The organism is Streptomyces sp. NPDC055254, from assembly GCF_053606025.1.
On the sequence record NZ_JBSGQV010000047.1, the window covers coordinates 1 to 21,577 of the forward strand.

Consider the following 21,577-nt stretch of genomic DNA (forward strand, 5'->3'; position numbering starts at 1 on the left):
CAGTCAAATCCTCCACCAGGACAGTGTTTTGCAGCTCGCGAGCCCCGGTCATCGACCGGGGCTCACCTGCTATTACGCCGAAAACGGCACCGCCGAACGCGCCTGCGTGGAGAAGCTCAACCGGGTACGGCATCGAGTTGTCGACCCCGCCCGCACTGATTCGGCGCCGAACATAGCTACGCCCCCGACGCGTCCGCCGAGGGCGTAGCTGGCCACTCCCGGCCGCCTGGGGGGCAGGGCTGGGAGGGCCGCATGTGGTTCGGGTCTGATGCCCGATTCTCCCAAGATCACACAATGTAGGATACAGCCAACAGACTTTCGATCATGGCTGCCCCAGCGTGGACAGGTGCCGCGCTCCGTACCACCCTCCGACGACGTCCTCGCGCGTCGGCGCCGCATTGGGGCCCGAATCAGGGCCGCCCGGGAGCACCGCAATCTGACTCAGGAGCGGGTGGCGAACGAAATGGGGATGGACCGGCCGTCGTACATCCTGGTCGAACAGGGCAAGGTCAGTCCCATGCTGGACACTCTCCTCCGGATCTCCGACGCGCTCGGCGTCCCGCTCTCCGACCTCGTACGCGAGTAGCCCGGCGTAAGCGGAGCCTCGCGTTCAGGTTCGGCATGGGCACCACCGTACGGGCTGGTAGCGATACCGAAATGTGCATCCTGGCCAACATCGCAGCTCAACCCTTCCGCAAGGGAGCCTCGACCAGCGGCGCCCGATGTGAGTAGCCCCGGCCGGAAGGGGTGTAGCCGGCCGGGGCTGAGGCGGACTGTCTCTACAGTCAGCAGTTGCAGCAGGGCACGCTGAACGGCTGCTTCGTCACGTGATTCACCATGACGATCGTGCCGATGCCATGGCAGTTGTCGCACGGCGTGATGCCGCGGCGGCGCGCCGCTTCTTGGACGGTCGTCGTGAAGTACTCGACGACATGGGCCTGTTCGGGGTCGGTCCAGTCTTCCCGCATGGTGCCTCCTTGACGATGCAGGCCCCAACGGTACGCGGGGGGCGCAGAGTCGGGAACTCCATCAGACGGTTGTCGGCGTTCCGTCCGCTTCCGCCGCAGCCCTGGCAGGCGCCAGCGTCGCGGATCTGCCCGGTCTCCGGGTCCTGGTAGAGGGTCCTGCCCGCGCCGCCGCAGTTCGTGCAGTTGGCGCTCATGCTGAATCCGATCATGTGACTCTCCTGGGTGGTTGCTTCCCGGCAGGGTGGGAGTTCAGTGGGCGGAACCGATGACGACGGCGGCGAAGGCGGCGGCCATGGCGACGATGATGAGGACGTGCTTGGCAAGGTCGCTCACTGGCCGGCCGCCTGTACGTTGGCGGCGGCGGTCGTGAACTCCCGGCCGTCGGCCTTCCTGATGTACGCGATGTCGGTGACGCCCTCGGCGATGACGGCCATGAGCTCGCCCTCGACGCCCGAGGCGATGTCCCGGACCCGCTTGCGGAGCAGCCCGTGAGGTTGGTACTCGTGCACGTCAGCCATTGGACGGCTCCTCGCCCGTGGGGCTGTTGAAGCGTTCGAAGCCGGCCTGCGCGCGGTCGAGGAGTTCGGGGCTGGGCTGGTGCACCGCGGCGAAGCCGACGCCCGGGCTGTCCGGGGTGTCGAGGCTCCATACGCCGCGCGGGGTGGGGGTCGTCACGGGGTGCTCCCTACCGTCGTCAGCGGGTGGTGTGACCAGGGTGGAGGCACGACAAGGCCCCAACTATCACGACTTGTTGATAGTTGGGGCCAAAGCCTGACGCTACGTTAGTTACCCAGCCAGTTGCCGTACGAAAGGAACGAATCAGGGAGCTGCCGACGTGCAGCCTCCAGCCCCGCGTACGTCTCCCGGACAGTCTGGTGATAGCGGGCCTGCTGCGGAGCCGCCTTCCGCGCGGACAGCAGGTTCTTGAACGACGCGTCGAGATCGCCCGTCCACATCTGCGCCCGCGCGAGCTCCGCAAAATGGTGCGACCGGCGGGACTTCGGCCAGTCCTCCGGGATGCGGACCTCCCGGCCCGTCTCGGCGGCCTGCCCATACTCGTCCAGCTCGGCCAGGACCGAAACGCGGTGCACCGCGACGTTCGTCGGGCCGAACGCGAGCCAGTGCACGCTCACAGCCTCGCCAGTGCCGGCCGCGATCCGGTCGGCCTCGTCGAGGTGCCCCTCTGCCCGGCCCGCGTCCTTCGACCGGCCCGCCATCACTGCGGCGCCGAGATGCAGCTGCCCGGTGACGACGTCCCGCTCTCGGCTCGGCTCGGCCTGCGCGAGCGTACGCAGCCCGAGGCTCACGAGGCGCTCACCTGTGCGGTACTCGCCGTCGCGGAGGTAGGTGAGGGCCCGCATGTAGCGGTACATGCCGCCGAACACGGCGTCGGAGCCGCGCTCTGCGGCCCAGTCCATGCGGGCCAGGGCCAGTGCCGCGAGGTCGTAGTAGCCGAGCTTCGACGCGACGTCGTAGGAGGTGCGGTACAGGCTGGCCAGCAGTATCCACCGGTCCCGGCCCGGCGCCGTGTGCGCGGCCGTGGTGGCCTCTTGGATGAGCCCGGGGAGGCTGGCGGCGGTCTGCTTGATCTCCCCGGCTCGGACCGCGACGAGGAGACTCTCTGCATCGTCGGCCAGGAGCTGGTGGGCGCGGGGGGTGATGTCCGGGTCGGCGCCGAGGTCGTAGACGTCGAGGGCCTGGCGGATGGGCCGGATCAGGATGTCCAGCTCGTCGGCGCGGAGTTCGGTGGCGTACGGCTGGCCGGTGACCGTGGCGACGTCGACACGGAAGGCGCGGGCCACGGCGGCGATCAGGTGCGGGGACGCCGGGATGACGCCTTGTTCGGTCTTGGTGTAGGTGCTGTACGGGACCTGGGCCAGGTCCGATACGGCTCTTTGCGTGAGGTGGCGTTCCAGGCGCAGGCGCTTCATGCGCGCGCCGGTGTGGTCGTGAGGTAGAGAGTGCATACTGGCTCCCAGTTCTGACTCGACACCAGAACCGTACCGGTACACGACAAAATCGCCCCCTCCCAGCCCGCAGGCTGAGAGGGGGCGTTGTGCTGTGCGGTGGTCAGGCGGGCATGAGCTCGCGGATCGCCGCGGTGATCCGGCGGGCCAGGTAGACGTGACCGGCGTCGGTGGGGTGGACGGAGTCGCCGCCGATGTAGCCCGCGACGAGCCCGGCCGTGATGAACGGGCCGTGCGTGGCGACCAGGGCGCCGGCTGCGTCGTAGCAGCCGCCGGTGATCGGCGAGATGAACGGGATCGCGGCCGCCGCGGCCTGCAGGCGCAGCGTCGTGTCGGTGTTCGTGAGGGACGCGCCCGGGGAACCGGTTGGCGCCCAGCAGCCGATGACGTACATCTCGCACGCGGGCAGCCCGGCCTTGAGCGCCGCGTAGAGGCTGCTGGCCGCGGTACCGATGGCGCCTTGGTCGCCGGCGGAGTCGTTGTACCCGGCCCAGATGATGAGCCGGGTCGGATTGTGGGCGATGACGTCGGTGGCGGCCCGGTTGCCGAGGGTGGTGGTACTGCCCGCGGTGATGTACCCGGTGGAGCCCAGAGCCTCATTCCAGGCGTCGTTGCAGCCCAGGAGCTGGGCGACGCGCGGGAACCAGGTGCCCTGGCCGCTGCCGGCGTTCATGTCGCTGCCGCCCGGCAGGCTGTCACCGAGGACCATGATGCGGCCGCCCCGGGATGGTACGGCCCACATGGTCGCGGTGGGGGGGAGGAAGATCCCGCCGAACGGCACGGTGGCGAAGTCGATCCGGATCACCCGCGCGGCGGCCGAGCCGAGTTCGATCGTCAGCAAGTGCGTGCTGCCCGGGGTGGTGCCGCCGAGGGGCTGCATCTGCTCAGTGACCCGGCGGCCGTCGACCCACAGCCGGTAGTGAGCGGCCGTCTGGTGGTTGACACGTACTTGGAACGTCTCGGCGTTGGTGCCGAACTCCAGGCTCCACAAAGCCTGTGAGCTGCTGAGTGCGCCGCGGGTGTTCGGGTAGCGGCTCGTCGGTAGAACGTAGGTGGTGCCTGGGGTGCCGGTGCCGTTCTGGAAACTGGTGGCGCCGCGGTAGGAGAACGGGCCCGTGACGTCGCTGCCCGTCAGGGCCACGCCGGGCGGGGACCAGCGTAGGTAGCCGGGGGAGGGGGTGCTCGTCTGTGCGATGCCGATTACCGGGGGCGTCCCCGCGTACAGGGATTCGGCGAGGACCGGATCCGGTAGGTCCCGCCGGCGCCAGGCCGTGGCTACCGGTCCGGCCGGCCCGGTAGCGCCCGTGGCGCCGGTCTCCCCCTGGGGCCCGGGCGGGCCTTCGACCGGGGTGTACCCGGGCTGCGCCGGGTCCGCGTCGATGATGCTCGCGAGGTTGATCGGCGCGCCCGCCGGGAGTTCGAACACGCGCCTCCGGTAGGGCCGCCCGTCGATGCGTTCTTCGACGACCCAGTACCGGCCTGTTGCGGGCTCGACGCCGGCCGCGTCCGTTGTGACGAGGGGATGCGACAGCACCCCGGCGACGAGGGCCACCGTGCCGGACCCGGTGAGGATTTCGCCGTCTGCCGCATCGGTCCATACGGCTGGGAGGGTCGAGAAGACCAGGCGCCCGCTGGCTGGCTGCTGAGTCGCCGGGTTCGTGTAGGTGCCGGTCACGGACCGGGTGGGCTGGGGCATGACGGCCTCCTACGGGTACTGGCGCCGGGCCGGGTCCAGCGCGGCGGTCGTGGGCTGCCCAGATGGCGGCGGCGCGCTGCCGCGGCGGCAGACCAGCGCGTCCGGGTCATCGGCGGGCGGCTGGAGTGTGTAGCCGTCGGGGCAGGGCTGTCCGTCGCGGCCGTCCGCCCCGGGCGGGCCTTGCTCCCCCTGCGGTCCGGCCGGGCCCGGAACTCCTTGCGGTCCCGGGGGGCCGGTTGGGCCGGCGGTGCCGACGCCGGGCGGGCCCGTGGGTCCGGCGGCGCCGGGACTTCCCGACGGGCCGGGCGGGCCCGTCGGCCCCGGGGACCCGTCGGCGCCGTCGGTCCCCGCGGGGCCGCGCTCGCCGCGCGGTCCCGCGGGGCCCGCCATTCCATGGCCCGGCTCACCGCGGCTCCCCGGGGGCCCGGCGACCGGGGACGCGCCGAGCCGCTGCACCTGCGCGGCCAGCTGGTCACGGGCCTCGTTCGCGGCGCGGAGGTCGTGGCCCAGGCCCTGCATCAGGATGACCAGGAACGCGAACCCCGCCAGGGTGAGCGCGGCGACCGCGGCGAACGCCAGGTCCGTCCGCCGGTGCTGCCGCGCCCGCACCGCTCCGTGCCTCATGCTCCGGCCCCCCGCGCGTTGAGGTACACGGTGAGGAGCAGCATCAGCACCGGCGCGATGATCGCCGTGAACGCCAGGCGCCGGTCGGCGGCCCGTCGGTCCGCCAACTTCTGTGCGTCTTGGCGGGCCGTGTCCGCTTCCTGCTCGCGCGCGGCCTCGATCGTCTTGACCCGTTCCAGGATCACAGCGGCCTGCCCGTCGCGGGCGGCCTGCTCCAGCTGGTAGCGCTCCATCGAGACTTTGCTGTCGAGCCGCAGGCCCAGCTCTCGGAAATCCTCCTTCAAGTCCTGGCGGACGTCTTCGAGGCGACGCATCACCTCGCCGAGAGTCGGGTCGTCGGCCACGCCGGTAACCCGCTCAGACGGCGGTCGGCCGGGGTGCGGGTGCGGCCGGCGCGACGGTCTCGGTGATGCCGGGGCCCTCGGTGCCGCCCGAGGTCGCCACGGCGGTGAGGACGGCCAGGACCGCGGCGAGACCGCCGATGGATGCAGCCTGGCCCCAGTCGACGTCGAGGATGCCGAGCTGGTCGGCGCCGATGGCACCGATGGTGCCCTGGGCGAAGGTCCGGATGGTCCGCTCAGCGGTGGCCTTCCAGAATGCAAGGGTGAACATGGGGTGATCTCCGATCAGTTCAGGCGGGTGTCCATTGCCCGGCGCGCACGAAGCCGTGCAGGCCGCAGCAGGACCACAGCAGGGACGGTTCGAGGTGCAGCGGGTCGCGGGAGATGAGGGTGTGCGTGCTAGTTCCTGCGGCCACCCAACGGCCGGAGACCGTGCGGTCCGCAGGCACCTCGGCCAGCGCGGCACACCAGTGCCAGAACACCGGGGCGGGGTAGCCGGCCAGCCAACCGAAGTAGATGTGTCCGTCAGCTTGGCCATCCCGGTCATCTCCAGGCCGGGCCAGTCCGTGGGCGGGGTGCTGCGGGGATGGCCCATCAGCCGACGGTCGGGGTTCCGGTTACGGTGACGTCCACGTCGATAACCGCGGCCGCGATGGCGCGCTCTACCGCGGCGACGATCGTCTCGGTGTCGACGTCGTCGCGCTGGCCGAGCAGACCAGCGAGGGTCTGCACGGTGGCGGAAAGACCGGCGAGCTGCGCCTTGACGTTGGTGAGCTCGACATACAGGACGTTGTGCCGGGCGTCGGAGTATCCGAGGATGTCGGCGGCCGAGACCTGCCGACCGTCAGGGATCTCGATGCGGTGGGACCAGAGGTCTGCGGGCGTGGGCATGTCGTCCTCCTCGGACGGGGGGTCGGTGGCGCCGGGCGACCAGGACGGCTCGTGCTCCAGCCGCTCGGCGACATCCGCACGGAACTGGGGCATGGAGAACGCCGGGTCGATCTTGCGGCGGGTGGCTTCCTTGTGGCCGATCACACTGTCGGCGGACCAGCCGTGGAAGCGGCAGTGCGCGGCAGCCCAGCGGACCGCTTGGTCGTACTGATCGACGGGGAACGGATCGTCGCCGTCCCCCTCGTTCTCGATCTCCAGGCCGTAGAAGTGCCTGTTGCCGTCGATCGGCTCCGCGGCGTCCGGCCGGGGGTGCACCGCGTCCTCGTTGACCGCGGCGTCGAAGGCGTTGCGGGCGATCGTGCCGGCGTGGTTCGCGCGGCCGTGGCCGACGAGGTAGGTGCGCGCGGACTTGGCGAGCATGGCGTGGCAGACCGGGCCGGGTAGCTCGGCGTACCCGTCGTAGCAGATGTCGACCATGGATTTGCTGACGCCGGCGGTGTGGTGGATGTAGACCCCGTGGACGGGGCCCCACGCACCCTTGTGGTTGCGGTTATGCGTGCGCCAGGACCGGTATTCGACGTAGCGGACACCCTCGGCGCGGAGAGCCGCGACGAGCTGATCGGCGCTCATGGGTGTGGCCATACGGCCCTCCAGGGCATGAGGAAAGCCCCGGCCGGCGGCGCGGGGCGTTGGGGGCGAGGTGCTACCAGCGGGGTGGCTTGCGCTTCCTCGGCGGGCCGCCCGGGTGGTCCTCCTCGGTGAACGGGAACTCCGGGGTGCCCGGCGCCGGGCACCGGCACGCGCCGTTCTTGTCCGGGCCGGTGCAGTCGGCCGCGTGGACGTACCCCGCGGCCTCCGGCACCAGTGCGTGGTCCATGCAGGCGTACACCGGCTCGGTGTCCTGGCTGTTGGGGCGGCGCCGGCGCCACTGGACGACCGCTTCGGCGCCGCATCGGCAGGTACTCATGCGTGGATCCACTCCACTTCCATCCGGGACCCGGCCTCGTTGACGTAGGCGGTGGACAGGGCCCCGCCGCTGTTCTGGCCCCCGGCACCCTCGATGTAGTCGCCGGGGACGAGGTACAGGGTGTGGGTGGACTGGGGGCAGCCGGTGAGGGTTCCGGCGCCGCCCAAAGTGGCGCCGCCCCTGATGTAGTTGCCGTTGAGGTGGATGCGCGCGCCGCGCGATCCGGTCGCGTTGACGTCGAAAGCTGCTCGGACGCTCACGCGGTACCAGCCGGCGTACTGGCACGTGTACCTGCTCGTGTTGACGCTAGTGGAGTGCCCGCTGTAGGTGTCGACCTCCTCGGAGTCGAAGGTGATCACGCCCCAGGTGCCGTTCGGGACGGACTGGACGACGGTCTGGTAGAGGATCGCGAGCGGCGGCCGCTCCAGCAGGGTGAGCAGCTCTGCCTCGATGACGGCTCCGACTGCTGTCACGGGATCTCCCTCCTACAGGGCGGCGATGGCGGGCTGGGCGAGGCCGATGACCGCCCCGGCCGCGTGGGACTTGCTGACCTGGTTGGTGGCGCGGGTGACGGTGATCAGCTGGGGGGACTCGGCGAGGAAGTCGTCGAATCGGCACTCCGGCGACACGTTCGTGTTGCCGGTGAGGGAGGCGCCGGCCATGCCGACGGTCCCGGACGTGATCGGGCTGGTGACGATGGTCCGGTCGATGTGCCAGGTGATCGGCTCGGTGGTGCCGGTCGCCCAGGCGCGCGCGAGCATCCGGTGCCCGATGAGGCGCACGCGGACTTGGATGACGGCTCCGGGCGTGTAGGTGAGGCCGGGGACCGTCTCACCCGCGTCGACTTGCACCGCGACCCGGCATACCGACAGGCCGATCGTGCCGCCGGTGTTGAAGTGGACGCGAAGCCGGTAGTGCTCGGACGCCGACACGAAGCGTGTGACCACGGCCGGTGCCAGTGCGGCGCCGGTCGCGGTCGCGGAGACGGAGATCCCGACCCGGATGTCGGTGTCCTGGCAGGCCTGGGAGAGCGTCTGGATCCGCGCAGTCGTCGGTGTAGAGGTCAGGGTGATGACGCCGCGGCCGGAGGACACGGATCGTTCGGATGCGCTGCCGGAGGTGAGGGTGTAGGCGTGCCCGTCGCTCGCGGTGCCCCAGCCGCCGGCGCCCACGACTCGGCCGAAGTCGTCGGCAGCGAGCGGCGCGGCTCCCGTCGCGGTGACGACCTCGCCGCCCACCTCCAGCTCCATCGGGAACTGCGCTGGGTCCTCGGTCCACAGCGGCGCGGTGCGGGGCACCTCGCTCTGCGGGGTCCGCACGACCAGGGTGGTCGCCGAGCTGGTGGCGGCCGCGCCCAGGACGCTGCCGGTCCCGCTCGCGCGCCCGGAGACGGTGCTGTCGGCGAGCGCGACGGTCCAGGGCCCGGCCGGGCTGCAGTTGAGGACGATGTTCCAGTCGTAGGGGTGGCCGATGGTTTCGGTGTAGCCCTCGACGATCAGGTCGATCGGGCCGGGCGGCAGCCAGTCCGGGGGGTTGATGATCTGGATGCGGTCGCCGATGTCCAGGGCCAGGACGGCCGGGATCAGGTGGGGCGCGGCCGCCAGGTCGATGTGGACGGTCGGGTAGCGGGCCTCGTCCCAGGTGCCGAGGTGCAGCAGCCACTCGGCGATGCCCTGCGGCTGGCTGTCGTCGAACAGGTTCAGGGTCCGCGTGTCGTCGTAGATGCCGACTCCTGCGGGTGGGGCCTGAATCGACAGGGACCCCGACTCCAGCACCGCGCGGGCGGACGAGCCGCCCGTCCGGGAGACGGTGCGGTCGTTGCGGGTACGCTGGTCGTCGTCGACCGGCTCCAGCGGCGGGGCCACCTCCCCGGCCGCCGCGTAGTCCAGAGTGAGGGCCACGGGCTGGCTGTAGTAGCTGACGCGGGGCCGGTAGCGAAGGGCGAGCCGTTCCCGATCCTCGTACAGCACCCCGCCGTCGGCTGCCTCGCACTGGGCGAGGAGGGACAGCAGCGTGTCGGGCCGCTGGGGGCCCATCCGGGTCGCCGCCAGCCCGGTGCTCATGGGTACGGCCTCCTCTTGGCCGAGGCGGAGCAGGCGGGCGGACGCGGTCTCGCCGGAGTAGCCGCCGTCGGACCCTGCCCAGATGACGGCCTGGTCGGAGAAAGGGAACACCGCGACATGGCCGATCTTCATGCCCTCGAAGTCCGGCCCGAACACTGATTCCAGGCGGGTCACGTTGCCGACCGTGCCGGCGGCAGACCAGTCCCAGATGACGCCGCTACCGGCCACGTCGAGCCAGCCCGCGTGGTAATCGACGGTGCCGCCGTTCTGCTCCGCGGAGATGTCGAAGCGGAACCAGCGGCCGGGCCCGTAGGTGGCGTCGTTGAAGAGGAGCTCGTTGAAGAGCAGGGCGCCGGCGGCGCTGTATCCCTCGATGGCGGTGACTGCGGGTCCCACCCGGACGACCACACCGGCGGTCGTCCCGGCAGTGCGGAACGCCAGCCAGGCCTGGGCTCCCGCCGGCAGCGCGTCGAGCTGATAGACGAGCGAGAGGTACCAGCCGGTGGCCGTGGTGTAGACGGGCACGGGGCCCGCCATGATGGCCGCCGCGCCGAGCTCCGGCAGGGTGTCCGAGCCGGGGCAGGAGTCGTCGGCCCCGAAGGTGAAGTCGACCACGGGGAGCGGCTCGCATCCGGGGACCGGGGAGTAGGCCTGGGTGGCGTCGCGGCCCTCCTCCATCGGCCAGTACGCGACGGGCCCGGCGGACGCGATGCGGCGCCGCAGCGTGGACGCGAGGGGCTTCGCGCCCTGTCCGAGGCGGCGCAGGATGCCGGACGCCTCGACGGGTACGTACACGTCCTGGCCGGAGACGTCCCAGCGGGAGGGCCAGGACGACACCTCGGCGTGCAGCCGGTATTCGCGGTCGCTGATCTCGGCTCCGGCGCCGACGGTCCACAGTCTGCCGGCGGAGTCCGTCCAGGAGGTGGTGCCGGGGGCCAGGGCGCGGATGTCGGGGGCCGCGACGACGGAGCCGCCGATCCCGGAGCGGACTTCCGCGCGGTGGTGGCGGCGTGCGACGCGCAGGAAGCCGAGGGCGCCGATGTCGCCGAGCTCCAGCGGCGCGGTCCCGGCAAAGATGGACGTGGTGCCGCCCGTGGTGACGATGGCGTCGCCGAGCTGGACCCACGGATCGTCCATCGTCGGCGCGGTGTAGAAGGTGAGCGTGTAGCCGCCCGCGCCGTTGTTGACGTCGAGGGTCGCGCGGATTGCCTGCCGGCGGGCCCCGCTCGTGGCGGCCGGGACCGGCACGGTGGACTCGTGGAAGAGCAGGTTCGTGCCGTCCGCGGACCACCGCAGGTAGGCGTGCCCCGCCTGCGAGATCATCATCAGCCAGGAGCGCTGGGCGCCGGCCGTGCGGTACTTGCCGATGACCTCCCAAAATCCCGTGCTGCCCGTCGTGAGCCAGCTGGCCGGGGTCACCTCGGCGCGGACGTCCAGGTCCCCGGTGATGTCTAGGGAGGCGTGGTCCGGGGTGGAGGCGTTCACGTCCAGGACCGCGGGGATCGACAGGTAGGACTCGGTCCCGGGGAGGGAGAAACGCACCGGCGTGTTGCGGCCGATCAGCCCGTAGTTCGCGCTCCGCGGGTTCTTCGGGCTGTACTTGTTCTGCCGGTTGTCGAGCTGGAACCCGGCCTTGGACGGGTCGACGCGGGTGGCCTCGTCCGGGCGGCCCCGCTCGATGGTGAGGGGGCTCCGCGCGTACAGGTCGGCGGTGATGTCCGTCCACACGCCGCCGACCTGCATCTCGGCGAGGAGCTCCACCGGGGTCTCGGGGAAGGCCATGCGGGGCCCCCTTCCTACTGTCCGTATGCGGTCTGGACGGTGCCCTGCCCGATGACGCGGGTGCCCTTGCGGATCGCGGCGGTCAGGGCGGACTCGGCGCCGGTCACGTCGACGACGACCCGGATCTGCTGCGGTCCGAAGCCGGGCCGCGTGAGCGGGCTCCCGGCGGCGCCGCCTGCGAGCTGCTGCCCGGCGAGCATCGACTGTCCGGCGCCCGGCACCGGCACGAGGGTGGCCATCGCCTTGGCGACGTCGCCCTGGCGGGCCTCGATGCCGAGGACGACACCGGCCGGGATCCACTGGCCGATCTCGTCGGCCATGACCTGGGACGGGCTCGCGATACCGAGCGCCTTGGCGATGGGCCCGGGCACCAGGTTCCGGGCCCAGCCCATGAGGGTGGAGCGGAGCCAGCCGCCCATCGACTGGATGCCGGACCACAGGCCGCGGACCACGTCGGCGCCCTTGTCGACGAGGAGCCGGCCGAGGTCGCCGACTCCGGCGGAGATCATGCCGGGCAGGCCGCGGACCCAGTTGACCAGCTCGGTGGCCTTGTTGACGGCGCCGTCCTTGATGGCCTGCCAGTGCTGGATCATCAGGCCGATCGGTGTGAAGTTGAGGAACGCGTTGTAGATCATTCCGGGGATCCCGGACAGCCACGCGATCAACCCGTCCCAGGCCGTGGTCGCGGTGGTCTTGATGCTGTCCCAGTGCTGGATGAGCAGGCCGATCAGCGACCAGTCCATGAACAGCTGCACGATCCCGGAGATGAAGCCGGCGACTTTCTGCCACACCCAGTCCCAGGCGGCGCCCGTCCATGCCTTGATCTGGTCCCAGTACATGACGATCAGCGCGACCAGCCCCGCGACCGCCAGGATGATCCAGCCGATCGGGCCCATCGCGATGAGCCACTGCGCGGCCATCGTCGCCGCCCAGATCACTGCCCGGGCGGCCATCATCACGAACTGGCCGACCGCGACCGCGCCGGCGCGGAGCACGGCCAGGACCCATGTGCCGATCGAGGTGAGCGCGGAGCCGACCCACGCGGCGGACGTCGTCGCGGCCGAGACGACCGCCGCCCCGGCGATGCGCAGGTAGACCATGAGGCCCATGCCCATCATGCGCAGCCAGTTCCCGATGACCGTCCACGCGGACGCGGAGATGACCGCGTTCGCGCCGGCCACGACCGCGGAGACGGCGGAGTAGACCATCATGGCGCCGCGCACCACGAGGACCGTGGCAGCCAGTCCGAGGAGCGTGTACGTCAGCGGCTCGAACACGCTCTGGTGCTTCATCGCGAAGGACACCATGGTGCCGCCCACTTCGGTGAGTTCGCCGATCGCCTTCCGCTTGAACTCTTCCAACTGCGAGCTGGCCGAGCCACCGACCTTCGCGACGAGCCGGTCCGTGGCGCCAGCGGCCTTGTCCATGCCGGCCGCGGCTGCAGCACCAGCGGGATCCAGTGCGAACAGCGATGCGCCCATAACCTTGCCGGGATCGCCGAACAGGGCGCCGGCCGCGTTCAGCTTGACCTGTTCGTCCTTTGTGCCGCGCAGCGCGTTCATGGTGAGCTGCAGGGCCTTCTCCGCCGAGTCGCCGCCCTGGCCGATCATCGTGGCCATGGTCTTTGAGCTCAGCCCGATCGACTTGAAGGCGTCGTCGACCGGCTTGCCGCCCGCGAGCGCGATCTCACCGAACTGGCCGATAGCGTCGGCGACCTGGTCAGCGTCCCGGGCTCCGGCCTTGAGTGCCTGGACAAGGAGTCCGGTCGCGGTCTGCCCATCGAGTCCGACCCGCCGGAACTGGGTCGAGTACTCGTTGAGGGTTTCGAGGAAGTCGCCAGATTTGTCCGCCGCTGTGCCGAGCCCCACGGTGATGATGTCGAAGGCCTCCTCGGCGCTGGAGGCGAGGCCGGTCCTCATGAGCTGGCCGACGGCGGCCGTTGTCATCGTCAGGTCCTGGTCGAAGGTCTGCGCGAGCGCGAGGGCCTTCTTCGTCACGCCTTCCAGGCCGCCTTGCACCTTCGATGTGTCACCGATGTTCTGGTATACACCCTTGATGGCGAGGTTCACCGTGTCGACGCTGTCGCCCCACGCGCCCGCATACACCGACGCGGACACCTTGGCGACCTCTGCAGCGGCGGCCGGCCCCATGCCGAGCTGCGCGGCGAGCTTGTCGTTCGCGGCCTCGACGTTCAGCGCGTTGGTGATGCCGGCACCGAGGGCCATGCCGACCCCGGCGCCGATCCCGGCGGACGCGGTGGTGATCCGCTCCTGGAACTGGGAGATCTGGCCGGACGCTCGGTCGCGGGCGATCAGGTTGAAGACGAGGGAGGTGTCGGACGCCATCGCTCATCGCCCCCTCTTCATTTTCTCGTTGGCCTCGGCCTGGGCCGTCTCGTAGGCGTCCAGCCAGTCCAGCGCGTGGTCGGTCTCCTCGACCGTCATCAGCGCCCACTCCCACGGCCGGATCCCCAGCAGGTGCGCCGCGTCCCCGAGCCGTCTCAGGCGACGACCGGCAGCTGGGCTTTTCCCTCGCTCTCCAGGTCGTCCTCGGCCGCGGCGATCTCCTCGTCGAAGCGCGCGAGGAGCTGCTCGCGCTGCTCCGGCGGCGCGTTCTCGGCGACCTGCTCGCGGATGAGGAGGAGCTCCCCGCGGCTGTGCTCCAGCCGCAGCTCGTCCCACGCGAAGTCGACGTCCTCGAAGCGGGTAGTGGGGTGCTCCCGCTTGAGGAAGACGAAGAGCAGCGCGCGCCGGCAGAGGCTGTTGCCCTTCACGACGGCCTGTGTGAAGTCGCTCCAGTCCCGGCCGGTGATCTTCTCGATCCGCTCCCGCTCGGCGGACATGATCCGCCGGGGGTTGTACGCCCACCGCTTCGGCTCGTCGCTGCCCTCGGGCTGGTACACCAGGTACATCCCGTCGTCCCCTTATCCGGCCCGGGACGCGATGCGCCGGGCCATGTTCTCCATGGCCTCGTGCACGGCCGCGGTGTAGGTGTTGGTGTCGCCGTCCATGGCGTGGTCGAACCAGAGGGTGTGGCCGTGCTGCTGGACCCAGGGCTCCCGCCCGTAGGTCAGGTGGCGCCAGCCGCGCGCACGGTTCGTGCGTTTCGGCGCGTTGGCGAAGCCGCGCACGTTGCGGGTCTTGAACGCCTTGACCCGGGCCCCGCTCCAGTTGCCGCCGAGCTTGACCTCGGGGCGGATCTTCTTGGCGATGGCCGAGCGCAGGGCTGGTGCGGTGCCCGGGCCTGCGCTGGACATGGCCATGATCCCGCTCTTGGCCTGGACGGCAGCGGGCCGAAGCGCGTCCCGCATGCCCTTGGCGAGCTCCTTGCGGAGCTCCTTGCCGTCCTGCTCCGCTCGGATCGCGCGGACCAGCGCGTCGAGTCCCTCATGGGTGACGGTGACCTCGAACGGCGGCCCGCCGGCCATCAGGCGACGGCGCGGGTGACTGCGCCGGACGTCGGGTAGCTGACGGACACGCTGGCCTCGTCACCGACGCTGCCCTCGATGGGGTTCCACTGCTTGATCAGGCAGCTGCCGGTGTACTTCGGGTTGGACGCGCCGACCACGGCCTGGTCGGCGCGGATCTCGAAGGTGACGACCGTGCCGAAGAGCGGCCACATGATGCTGTCGATCGCACCCCCGGCCACGTCCTGCAGGAACTCGATGCCGAGCTCGCCCGACTTGAGGCCGCCCTTGACCTCTTTCCAGCCGAGGCTGCCGTAGGTCGTGACGTCCTTGTCTTCCACCTCCATCGCGAGCTCGGCTTTGCGGGTGTAGGTGGACAAGTCGCTGCCGTTGAGGGCGAGGTACTGCGCGGTCAAAACCATCTTGGGCATGGGGAGCTCACCTGATTCCGAAGGAGGAGGCGAAAAGGAAGGAGGGGGTGGTGCCGGAGATCGTCCACGCGACCCGGAACCAGGTGTCGGTGATGGCCGTACCGGTGGTGCGCAGTGCCTCTCCGCCGGCGGCCGTGGCCGCGGTGAACGTCAGCTGCGTGGTGGGGCTGGCGAACGTGTTGTCCGCGTCGGACTCGATCCGCGCGGTGATGCTCGGCGTCGTCCCGGCCACGGACAGGACGTGGAGCGCGGCGTACAGCCGCTTGCCGGTGGTGACCGCGCCGAGCTGGACGCCGGTGCCAGTGCCGGTCGAGGTTCGCGCAGTGCCGGCCGGGTGGGCCATCTGCCCACGGACAAGCGGCCAGGATGAGGCGCCCTTCCCGGACCAGGGGGCGACGTCACCGACGGAGCCGCCCAGGGAGTAGCTGGAGCGCAGGCACTGGGTGATGTACGCCCGGTCGCCTACGGTCGCGCTGTCCGGGCACGCGGTCCAGGGGCCGACTCCGCCGAGCTGCGCCCAGGACGAGTTGTCGACGAGGGTGGAGTCACCTGCCTCCCACTGCCCCTCGGCTGCGACCTCGGCCGAGCCCAGGCCGCCGATGAGCTCCTTGTGGCCGTTGCTGTAGTAGTTGGTGGTCTCTTTGTCCTCATACTCGGCGGTCAGTTCGATCTTGTTTGAGGCGCCGGTGAGGTCCGCGCCCACGGCGAACAGCCTGCAGTTGAGCAGGATGAACTTGCTCATGGTCAGCTCCTTCCGTCGCCGATGATGCGGATGAGTAGCTCGGCCCCGATGTACTGCGTGCCCTGGTGCTCGTACCAGCGGTAGCCCTGGATGCGCTTGATGTGGAAGTCGTCGGCGAGGCCACCCAGCGCGGCTTCACCGGGCGCCCCGCGGGCTGCCTCGATGGCGGCCTTCAAGCTGGCCGGGCCGAACCCGGCCAGCAGCGCGTCGAGGGTGCGCTGCGCGGACTGGTCATCGGCCCGGCCGACGAGCACGCGGCACGTCAGCTCGGCCTCGTCGAGCGCGCGGCCCATCGCTTTGTCGAAGTCCAGCTCGTACTCCCCGGCGAAGAAGTGCGGCGCGACCACCGAGTCGGGGGTGTAGCCGGAGCAGGTCAGCTTGCCCACTCCGGCTGGCAGAACGACCGCGCGGGCCGCGTCCGCGATGGCCTCACGAATCGGCCCCAGCTGCATCGCTGGGCACCTCCTTCGCTGCGGCCTTGCGGCGGCGCGGCGCCTCCTCGACGACTTCCTCGGCGACGCCGGCGGCGACGAGGTGCGCGCCGTCGGCGGCCGGTACGTCGGTCTCTTCGCCGAGGGCGGGCCAGGGCTCGCCGTTGCGGGTGGCGCCCTCGGGCATGGCGACGGTCATACGGATACGCATGGGTCCTCCTCACCCGAAGCCGGGCAGTACGTAGGGCTCGATCAGATTCCAGACGTCCGGGTCCCGACGGGAGAGACGGACGACGCCCCACTCCGCGGACCCGGTCACCCCCTCCGGGCTGTCCTTCCGCTTGAACAGGCGATTGGCCTGGATGAGGGTGGCCTGGACGATCTCGTCGGGGACGGCCGGCCAGCCGTACCGCGCGGTCACCCGGACCCGGCTGGTGCCGAAACCCCAGCTGCCGGACCACAGCAGGCCGGTGATCGGACGCCCGAGCACGAGTGCGTTGTCGGGGATGGATTCCCACGTGGTGATCACCGACCAGGAGACGCCGGACCCGGTCTCGACAACGAGCCCGGTCGTGCTGCCGATGTCGTCGACGAGCAGCACGGTCCCGTCGTCCTCGACGACGGTCCGCCCCTGCGGCCGGTACACCCGCTCCACGGCGGTGCCGTCCAGCCAGAACCGGCGGCCGGTCGCCCGGTCGATGCTCCGGGAGGCCGCGGTAAGCGCTCGCTCCAGCAGCGCGTCCCGACTGTCGTCCTCATCGTCGAGACCGAGCTGCCGTTTCAGCGTGCCGAGGTCGGCGTACTCGTTGGCCACGGCCTACTCCTTGGCGGGCTCGGCCTCGCCGCTGTCCGTCTTGGCCGCAGCGGTGCCGCGCGCCCGGGCGGCACCCGCAGCCTTGACCGCGGTCTTGTCGGAGCCCGAGGCGTCGGCCGTCTTCGCGGGGGGAGCGGTTCGTCCCTGCGGCTCGGTCTCCTTCGACTCCGGCTTGTAGCCGTGGTACTTGAGCTGCTCGTCGACCTGCTTCACACGGTCCTTCTCGCCGCGCCGCTCGTATCCCTGCCGCTCGCGCAGGAGCGCGGCGATCATCTTCCGGTCTTCTTTCTGTGTCATCGGACCGTCTCCAGTTCAGACGAAGAGGATGGACGCGCTGCACGTGAACGATGGCGTCGTGCCGCCGATCGTGAGCGCGGCACGGACGTAGTTCGCGGTGACCGCACCAGAGGAGACCCGGTTCCCGGCGGCGGTGAGCTGGGTGGTGCCGGACCCGGTGATGGCGCTCCAACTGGAGCCGTCGGCGGACTGCTCCAGCACCGCGTCGAGAGTCGGGGTGGTACCGGACGCGGCCGAGCAGTGAACCAGCAGGACAGCGATCTGAGCGGCACCGGAGGCCGCGACGGGCCCGCTATTGGCGCTGGCGGTGCGAGCGGCCGGGGCCAGGGCGACGTCGCCCTGGACGGGACGGACAGACATGACGAAACTCCAGTCGGCGCAGGGAAGAACGGCCGGCCCCGGGGACGTAGGGCCGGCCGTTCGTCTGGGGGTCAGAAGGTGGGCGTGACCAGGCCGGTGCCGCCGATCTTCTGCATGGCGTTCGGGTACCGGCCGAACGTGTACGCGAAGTACTTGTAGGCGACGAGGAGGACACCCAGGCTGGCGGCCTTCGTCTGCTCCGCGCGGATCATCAGCGGCGCCTCTTCGTCCTCCCAGAGGTGGCACTCCATCGCCGGGACGACGTAGATCTCGTCCTCGTTGGTGCCCGCGCCGAGGCCCGTGCCGATGTTGTTGTCGACGATGACCTCCAGGCCGCACGGAAGGACGCCGCGGACGCCGGATCCGTAGGAGCTGGAGCTGTTGCCCTGCCCGATGGACTGTGCCGGGATTCCCGTCCAGTTGATCATCGGCCAGGTCGACGACATCTGGCTCGACAGCCAGTACCAGCGCCGCGAGTGCATGACCGCGTGCGTCGGCCGGCCCATCGCCAGCATCGCCGCCTCGACCCCGGCCGCCGCGGACAGGATCTTCGGGTACGCCTCGGCACCGGACGGCGACGCGTCGGTGTACGCGTTGGCCTGCGCCACGTTGGTCAGGCCCGTCGTGGCCTGGTTGATGAGGGTGTTGTCGAGCACGGTGTGGACCCGGTTGAACAGGTCCTGCATCGTGACGTCCTCGATGCCCTGCCCGCGGTCGATGGCCTGCCGGGACACGGTCTGCTGGCCGGCCGCGGTCTGCACCGGGATCGTCAGCAGGGTGTCGTCCATGTCCGTCTCGGACACCGCAGCGTTTTCCGAGGCCTGGAGCGCCGCCGAGGACGCGGTAGTGATCCGGGAGATGTTCACGGACATGCCCGACTCGGGCAGCGCGTGCCGGTTGCAGATGTCCGCGAACGGCCGCAGGGCGGCGGTGGCCGGGGCGTACAGGTCGGTCAGGTACTGCGGGACGACGAGCCCCGTGAACGCGCCCGTGTTCGTGGCGCGCTGCATGAACGCGGCGCGCTCGACCCGCTCCTCGTGCATGTGCCGGGCGAGTCGGCCCTGAGCCTCGACGTCGCTGAGGAGGAACTGGCGGGACACGTCCATGAGGAACTGCTTGCCGTGCGGGTCGTTCTCCCGCGTGTAGGTTCGCTCCTCGCTGGTGACCCGCATGACCTTGTCGTAGGCGGGCTTGCGCTGCTCGGTCGAGGTGGGCTTGACGTTCCGCTGTTCGGCGGTCCGCTCCTCCTCCTCGAACTTGATCTTGTTGGCGTTGTCGAGCTTCACGAGGATGCCGTCGATGTCCCGCTTGCTCTGGTCGCGGGCCGCGAACAGCTCGGCAACGCGGTCGTCCTCCTCCGGGGTGAGGTTGGACCGGCCGTCCTGCTGCGCGGTGTCGAGGATCAACTTGACCTCGGCGTTCGCCTTCTTGCCGCGCTTCTTCGCGGCCTCCAGCTCGACTTCGATGCTCGCGACGAGGTCGTCGATGGTTCCGGGCATGGTGATGCCTTCCGGGAGATCGGGATGGTGGTGGGTTCAGCGCGACTACGCGGCGGGCCCGGGGCGTCTGCCGGGCATGGCGTGTCCCGCCTCCGGGCGATCTGCCGGACGGCGTGCTGGAAAGTGCAGTTCAGGGGTGGAACGGGGGTGGGTCAGTCCTCGCTCTGCGCGACGAGGAGGCGGGTCCGCAGCATCGACACCGAGCGGCCCTTCTTCGGTTCCGGCTCCGGTTCGGAAGCCGGGCCGGCCTCGGGCTGGGTCTGCTGCCGCAGCCCGACGAGGTCGTCGCGGCGCCCCAGGCGCTCGTACGCCTCGCGGGCGACGAGAGGGGACAGGCTGTCGATGCTGGCGAGGAACTCCCCGCTGCGGGCGGACACGCTGGTGTGAGGGTTCGCCCCGTAGGTGACCGGCCCGACGTCCCCGCGCTCCAGGTCGAAGCTGTTGATGCGGTACTCGGTGTAGTCCGGGGACCACTGGCCGTCGGTGATGCGGAACATGAAGCTCTGCTCGCGCACGTCGCTGTCCTCGATGGCCTGCACGAGGAGTTGCACGTCCGACCTCTTAGGGTTGAGCCACGCACGCTGACCGAGACCCGAATCGTCGGCCCACAGCTGGAGCCGGGCGTTCCTCGTCGACGCCATCGGGGTGCCGCCGTGGTTAAAGCGGAACACCACCTCCGGGTCCGCGGAGAGCGTCACGTCCGCAGCACCCTTGGAAACGATCTCGGTGTACGGACCGAACATGTCCCACATCTCGTAGCCGCGCTCGAAGCTGGAGGCGTAGCCCTCGACCTCGAACCACTCCATGTCGTCGCGCATCACCTTCTTCGCGCGGAGCTGGGATGAGAACCGTACGGGCTGTTCCGCAGGCCGGTCACGCGGGACCCGCATGTCGGCAGAGCCCGCGGCTGAACGGCGGGCGGCTGCGGCCTGCGCCCGCAGGCTGGCCGGATCGGTCATGTCGATGCTCCTGTCGGTGCGGCCGCCGCTGTCGGGGCGGGGTTCTTCGTGCCGAACAGCCGGTCGAACTCGGCGAGCTGCTGCTCGGTGAACGGCTGGCGGTCTTCCAGTTCGCGCGCCTCGGACGGGGCGAGCTGCCGGGACTCGATCTGCGTGCGCAGCATCGCGGCCCTCGTCTGCGGGTCCATACGCAGCAGCGCGTCCGTGTTCAATTTCACGAACCGCGGGCGGGAGGTCAGCGAGGACAGGGCGTCCTCGCGGCGGATGACCGCAGGCCCGAGGTGCATGACCAAGAGCTGCAAGTTGCGCTGGGTGATGTTGGCGTAGGTCATCGAGCCGCCGACGGCCGCGTCGATGAGGTCGCCGGGGCAATCGAAGAAACGGGCGATGTCGCCGATGCCGTACCGCTTGGCCTCGATCCAGTCGGCGCCCGCGGCGTCGGCCTGGATCATCTTGTACTCCCAGTCGGAGCCCGTGACGAACAAGTCCTGGCTGCTGGTCGCGGCCTTGAACCGGCGCTTGGCCTCGTCAGCCGCCACCGGGTCGATGACCTTGGCGGTGTTCTTCAAATGGGCGCTCGGCACCGCTCCATTGCCGAACCAGTCCAACGCGAACTGCTGGATGCTCAGGTACTCGCCGATCGACCACGCGGCGTAAGCGATCGGGGAGAGGCCGACCGGGAGGCCAGCCATCGTGTACTGCCGCTCGTGCCACACCTCGTGGGCCGCGTACTCCTGCTGCCCGATCCTGTAGGTGACCACCCCATCCCGCTGCCGGACGGTGACGTCGGCGAGGGGGACGAGGTCGATGCGGGCCGGGAGACCGAGGCCGTCGCGGGCGGTGATCAGCCCGAAGCAGTTGCCCGCGCGGTCGAGGTCGAACTGCGTGGAGTACAGCCACTCCATCATCCCGACCCGCTCGCCCCCCGGGTTGACCAGGACGGGCGGCTTGGGCACCTCCACCTTCATCTCGCCGACCCGCCGGTACACGTCCACCGGCATCGTGCTGACCAGGTTCGCTCGGAGCCGCAGGCACGCCCACACCGCGCTGTGCCGCAGCGCAGTCTCGTTGGTAACGGTCACCCCGCCCGCGCGCTGCACAGGGCGCGGGGGAATCAGCTCACCGGCGGTGGGGCCCGCGATGCTGCGGCGCTTGAACAGGCTCATCCGCTACCCCCGCCCCTCGCAGACCAGAGCGAGCCGGCCAGGATGACGGCGCCCGCGACCGCGAGCGCGAACCCGCCGATCCACGGGGCCAGCCCCCACGCTGCGCCGGCCGCGATCAGCAGCAGGGCGAGCGCGTCGAGCAGGGTCGTCACGACACTGCGCACGGCGCCTCC

The 21,577-nt window shown here is 70.5% G+C and carries 28 protein-coding genes; 1 reads left to right on the top strand and 27 read right to left on the bottom strand.

Translation table 11 applies throughout. The features are described from left to right. Positions 1–268: 268 nt before the first annotated feature. Complete coding sequence (locus tag ACWFQ8_RS29680) at positions 269–586, top strand: helix-turn-helix domain-containing protein (RefSeq protein WP_453789368.1); 318 nt, start codon at positions 269–271, stop codon at positions 584–586. A 199-nt stretch (positions 587–785) separates the two neighbouring features. Here ACWFQ8_RS29680 and ACWFQ8_RS29685 read toward each other — a convergent pair whose 3' ends face one another. The 27 genes from ACWFQ8_RS29685 to ACWFQ8_RS29815 form a co-directional block, all read right to left on the bottom strand. After that, positions 786–968 carry a hypothetical protein gene (locus tag ACWFQ8_RS29685; protein ID WP_453789369.1) on the bottom strand — a complete coding sequence of 61 codons (183 nt, stop codon included), beginning with the start codon at positions 966–968 and terminating at the stop codon, positions 786–788. A gap of 329 nt (positions 969–1,297) precedes the next feature. Further along, a complete protein-coding gene (locus ACWFQ8_RS29690) occupies positions 1,298–1,486 on the bottom strand; it encodes a hypothetical protein (protein ID WP_453789370.1) in 189 nt (62 codons plus the stop codon). Next, the gene (locus ACWFQ8_RS29695; protein WP_453789371.1) at positions 1,479–1,643 is read right to left on the bottom strand and encodes a hypothetical protein; all 165 of its coding nucleotides are present in this window, start codon (positions 1,641–1,643) and stop codon (positions 1,479–1,481) included. The genes ACWFQ8_RS29690 and ACWFQ8_RS29695 overlap by 8 nt, the downstream gene beginning before the upstream one ends. Positions 1,644–1,750: 107 nt before the next feature. After that, positions 1,751–2,935 (bottom strand): helix-turn-helix domain-containing protein, encoded by a 1,185-nt coding sequence (locus ACWFQ8_RS29700; protein WP_453789372.1) that lies wholly within the window; start codon positions 2,933–2,935, stop codon positions 1,751–1,753. Between the two features lie 103 nt (positions 2,936–3,038). Further along, on the bottom strand, positions 3,039–4,631 hold the full coding sequence (locus ACWFQ8_RS29705; protein ID WP_453789373.1) for an SGNH/GDSL hydrolase family protein: 1,593 nt from the start codon (positions 4,629–4,631) through the stop codon (positions 3,039–3,041). Between the two features lie 9 nt (positions 4,632–4,640). After that, positions 4,641–5,255 (bottom strand): collagen-like protein, encoded by a 615-nt coding sequence (locus tag ACWFQ8_RS29710; protein ID WP_453789374.1) that lies wholly within the window; start codon positions 5,253–5,255, stop codon positions 4,641–4,643. Further along, a complete protein-coding gene (locus tag ACWFQ8_RS29715; RefSeq protein WP_453789375.1) occupies positions 5,252–5,599 on the bottom strand; it encodes a hypothetical protein in 348 nt (115 codons plus the stop codon). Before ACWFQ8_RS29715 ends, ACWFQ8_RS29710 begins: the two co-directional genes overlap by 4 nt. A 13-nt stretch (positions 5,600–5,612) precedes the next feature. After that, a complete protein-coding gene (locus ACWFQ8_RS29720) occupies positions 5,613–5,867 on the bottom strand; it encodes a holin (protein WP_453789376.1) in 255 nt (84 codons plus the stop codon). Positions 5,868–5,886: 19 nt separating this feature from the next. After that, positions 5,887–6,078: a hypothetical protein gene (locus ACWFQ8_RS29725; protein ID WP_453789377.1), complete on the bottom strand. Its 192-nt coding sequence runs from the start codon at positions 6,076–6,078 to the stop codon at positions 5,887–5,889. 112 nt (positions 6,079–6,190) lie between these two features. Then, the gene (locus ACWFQ8_RS29730) at positions 6,191–7,129 is read right to left on the bottom strand and encodes a peptidoglycan recognition protein family protein (RefSeq protein WP_453789378.1); all 939 of its coding nucleotides are present in this window, start codon (positions 7,127–7,129) and stop codon (positions 6,191–6,193) included. A 61-nt stretch (positions 7,130–7,190) separates the two neighbouring features. Next, positions 7,191–7,454, bottom strand: a complete 264-nt coding sequence (locus ACWFQ8_RS29735; protein WP_453789379.1) for a hypothetical protein — start codon at positions 7,452–7,454, stop codon at positions 7,191–7,193. Next, a complete protein-coding gene (locus tag ACWFQ8_RS29740) occupies positions 7,451–7,927 on the bottom strand; it encodes a hypothetical protein (protein WP_453789380.1) in 477 nt (158 codons plus the stop codon). Before ACWFQ8_RS29740 ends, ACWFQ8_RS29735 begins: the two co-directional genes overlap by 4 nt. A gap of 12 nt (positions 7,928–7,939) precedes the next feature. Further along, complete coding sequence (locus ACWFQ8_RS29745) at positions 7,940–11,299, bottom strand: hypothetical protein (RefSeq protein ID WP_453789381.1); 3,360 nt, start codon at positions 11,297–11,299, stop codon at positions 7,940–7,942. Between the two features lie 14 nt (positions 11,300–11,313). Further along, positions 11,314–13,644 carry a phage tail tape measure protein gene (locus ACWFQ8_RS29750; RefSeq protein ID WP_453789382.1) on the bottom strand — a complete coding sequence of 777 codons (2,331 nt, stop codon included), beginning with the start codon at positions 13,642–13,644 and terminating at the stop codon, positions 11,314–11,316. A gap of 155 nt (positions 13,645–13,799) precedes the next feature. Continuing rightward, entirely contained in the window at positions 13,800–14,210 is a 411-nt protein-coding gene (locus tag ACWFQ8_RS29755; protein ID WP_453789383.1) for a hypothetical protein, read from the bottom strand. A gap of 12 nt (positions 14,211–14,222) precedes the next feature. After that, the gene (locus ACWFQ8_RS29760; RefSeq protein WP_453789384.1) at positions 14,223–14,726 is read right to left on the bottom strand and encodes a hypothetical protein; all 504 of its coding nucleotides are present in this window, start codon (positions 14,724–14,726) and stop codon (positions 14,223–14,225) included. After that, positions 14,726–15,136: a hypothetical protein gene (locus ACWFQ8_RS29765; RefSeq protein WP_453789385.1), complete on the bottom strand. Its 411-nt coding sequence runs from the start codon at positions 15,134–15,136 to the stop codon at positions 14,726–14,728. Before ACWFQ8_RS29765 ends, ACWFQ8_RS29760 begins: the two co-directional genes overlap by 1 nt. Positions 15,137–15,143: 7 nt before the next feature. Further along, on the bottom strand, positions 15,144–15,878 hold the full coding sequence (locus ACWFQ8_RS29770; protein WP_453789386.1) for a hypothetical protein: 735 nt from the start codon (positions 15,876–15,878) through the stop codon (positions 15,144–15,146). A 2-nt stretch (positions 15,879–15,880) separates the two neighbouring features. Beyond that, positions 15,881–16,330 (bottom strand): hypothetical protein, encoded by a 450-nt coding sequence (locus ACWFQ8_RS29775; RefSeq protein WP_453789387.1) that lies wholly within the window; start codon positions 16,328–16,330, stop codon positions 15,881–15,883. After that, positions 16,308–16,520 carry a hypothetical protein gene (locus ACWFQ8_RS29780; RefSeq protein ID WP_453789388.1) on the bottom strand — a complete coding sequence of 71 codons (213 nt, stop codon included), beginning with the start codon at positions 16,518–16,520 and terminating at the stop codon, positions 16,308–16,310. Before ACWFQ8_RS29780 ends, ACWFQ8_RS29775 begins: the two co-directional genes overlap by 23 nt. A 9-nt stretch (positions 16,521–16,529) precedes the next feature. Continuing rightward, positions 16,530–17,123, bottom strand: a complete 594-nt coding sequence (locus ACWFQ8_RS29785; protein ID WP_453789389.1) for a head-tail connector protein — start codon at positions 17,121–17,123, stop codon at positions 16,530–16,532. A 3-nt stretch (positions 17,124–17,126) separates the two neighbouring features. Then, the gene (locus ACWFQ8_RS29790; protein ID WP_453789390.1) at positions 17,127–17,420 is read right to left on the bottom strand and encodes a hypothetical protein; all 294 of its coding nucleotides are present in this window, start codon (positions 17,418–17,420) and stop codon (positions 17,127–17,129) included. Between the two features lie 15 nt (positions 17,421–17,435). Beyond that, positions 17,436–17,780 carry a hypothetical protein gene (locus ACWFQ8_RS29795; protein WP_453789391.1) on the bottom strand — a complete coding sequence of 115 codons (345 nt, stop codon included), beginning with the start codon at positions 17,778–17,780 and terminating at the stop codon, positions 17,436–17,438. Between the two features lie 71 nt (positions 17,781–17,851). Further along, the gene (locus ACWFQ8_RS29800; protein WP_453789392.1) at positions 17,852–19,279 is read right to left on the bottom strand and encodes a phage major capsid protein; all 1,428 of its coding nucleotides are present in this window, start codon (positions 19,277–19,279) and stop codon (positions 17,852–17,854) included. Between the two features lie 152 nt (positions 19,280–19,431). Next, positions 19,432–20,238 (bottom strand): HK97 family phage prohead protease, encoded by an 807-nt coding sequence (locus tag ACWFQ8_RS29805; protein ID WP_453789393.1) that lies wholly within the window; start codon positions 20,236–20,238, stop codon positions 19,432–19,434. Beyond that, positions 20,235–21,404, bottom strand: coding sequence for a phage portal protein (locus ACWFQ8_RS29810; RefSeq protein WP_453789394.1), 1,170 nt, complete (start codon positions 21,402–21,404; stop codon positions 20,235–20,237). The genes ACWFQ8_RS29805 and ACWFQ8_RS29810 overlap by 4 nt, the downstream gene beginning before the upstream one ends. After that, entirely contained in the window at positions 21,401–21,568 is a 168-nt protein-coding gene (locus ACWFQ8_RS29815; RefSeq protein ID WP_267841091.1) for a hypothetical protein, read from the bottom strand. The genes ACWFQ8_RS29810 and ACWFQ8_RS29815 overlap by 4 nt, the downstream gene beginning before the upstream one ends. Positions 21,569–21,577: the final 9 nt, after the last annotated feature.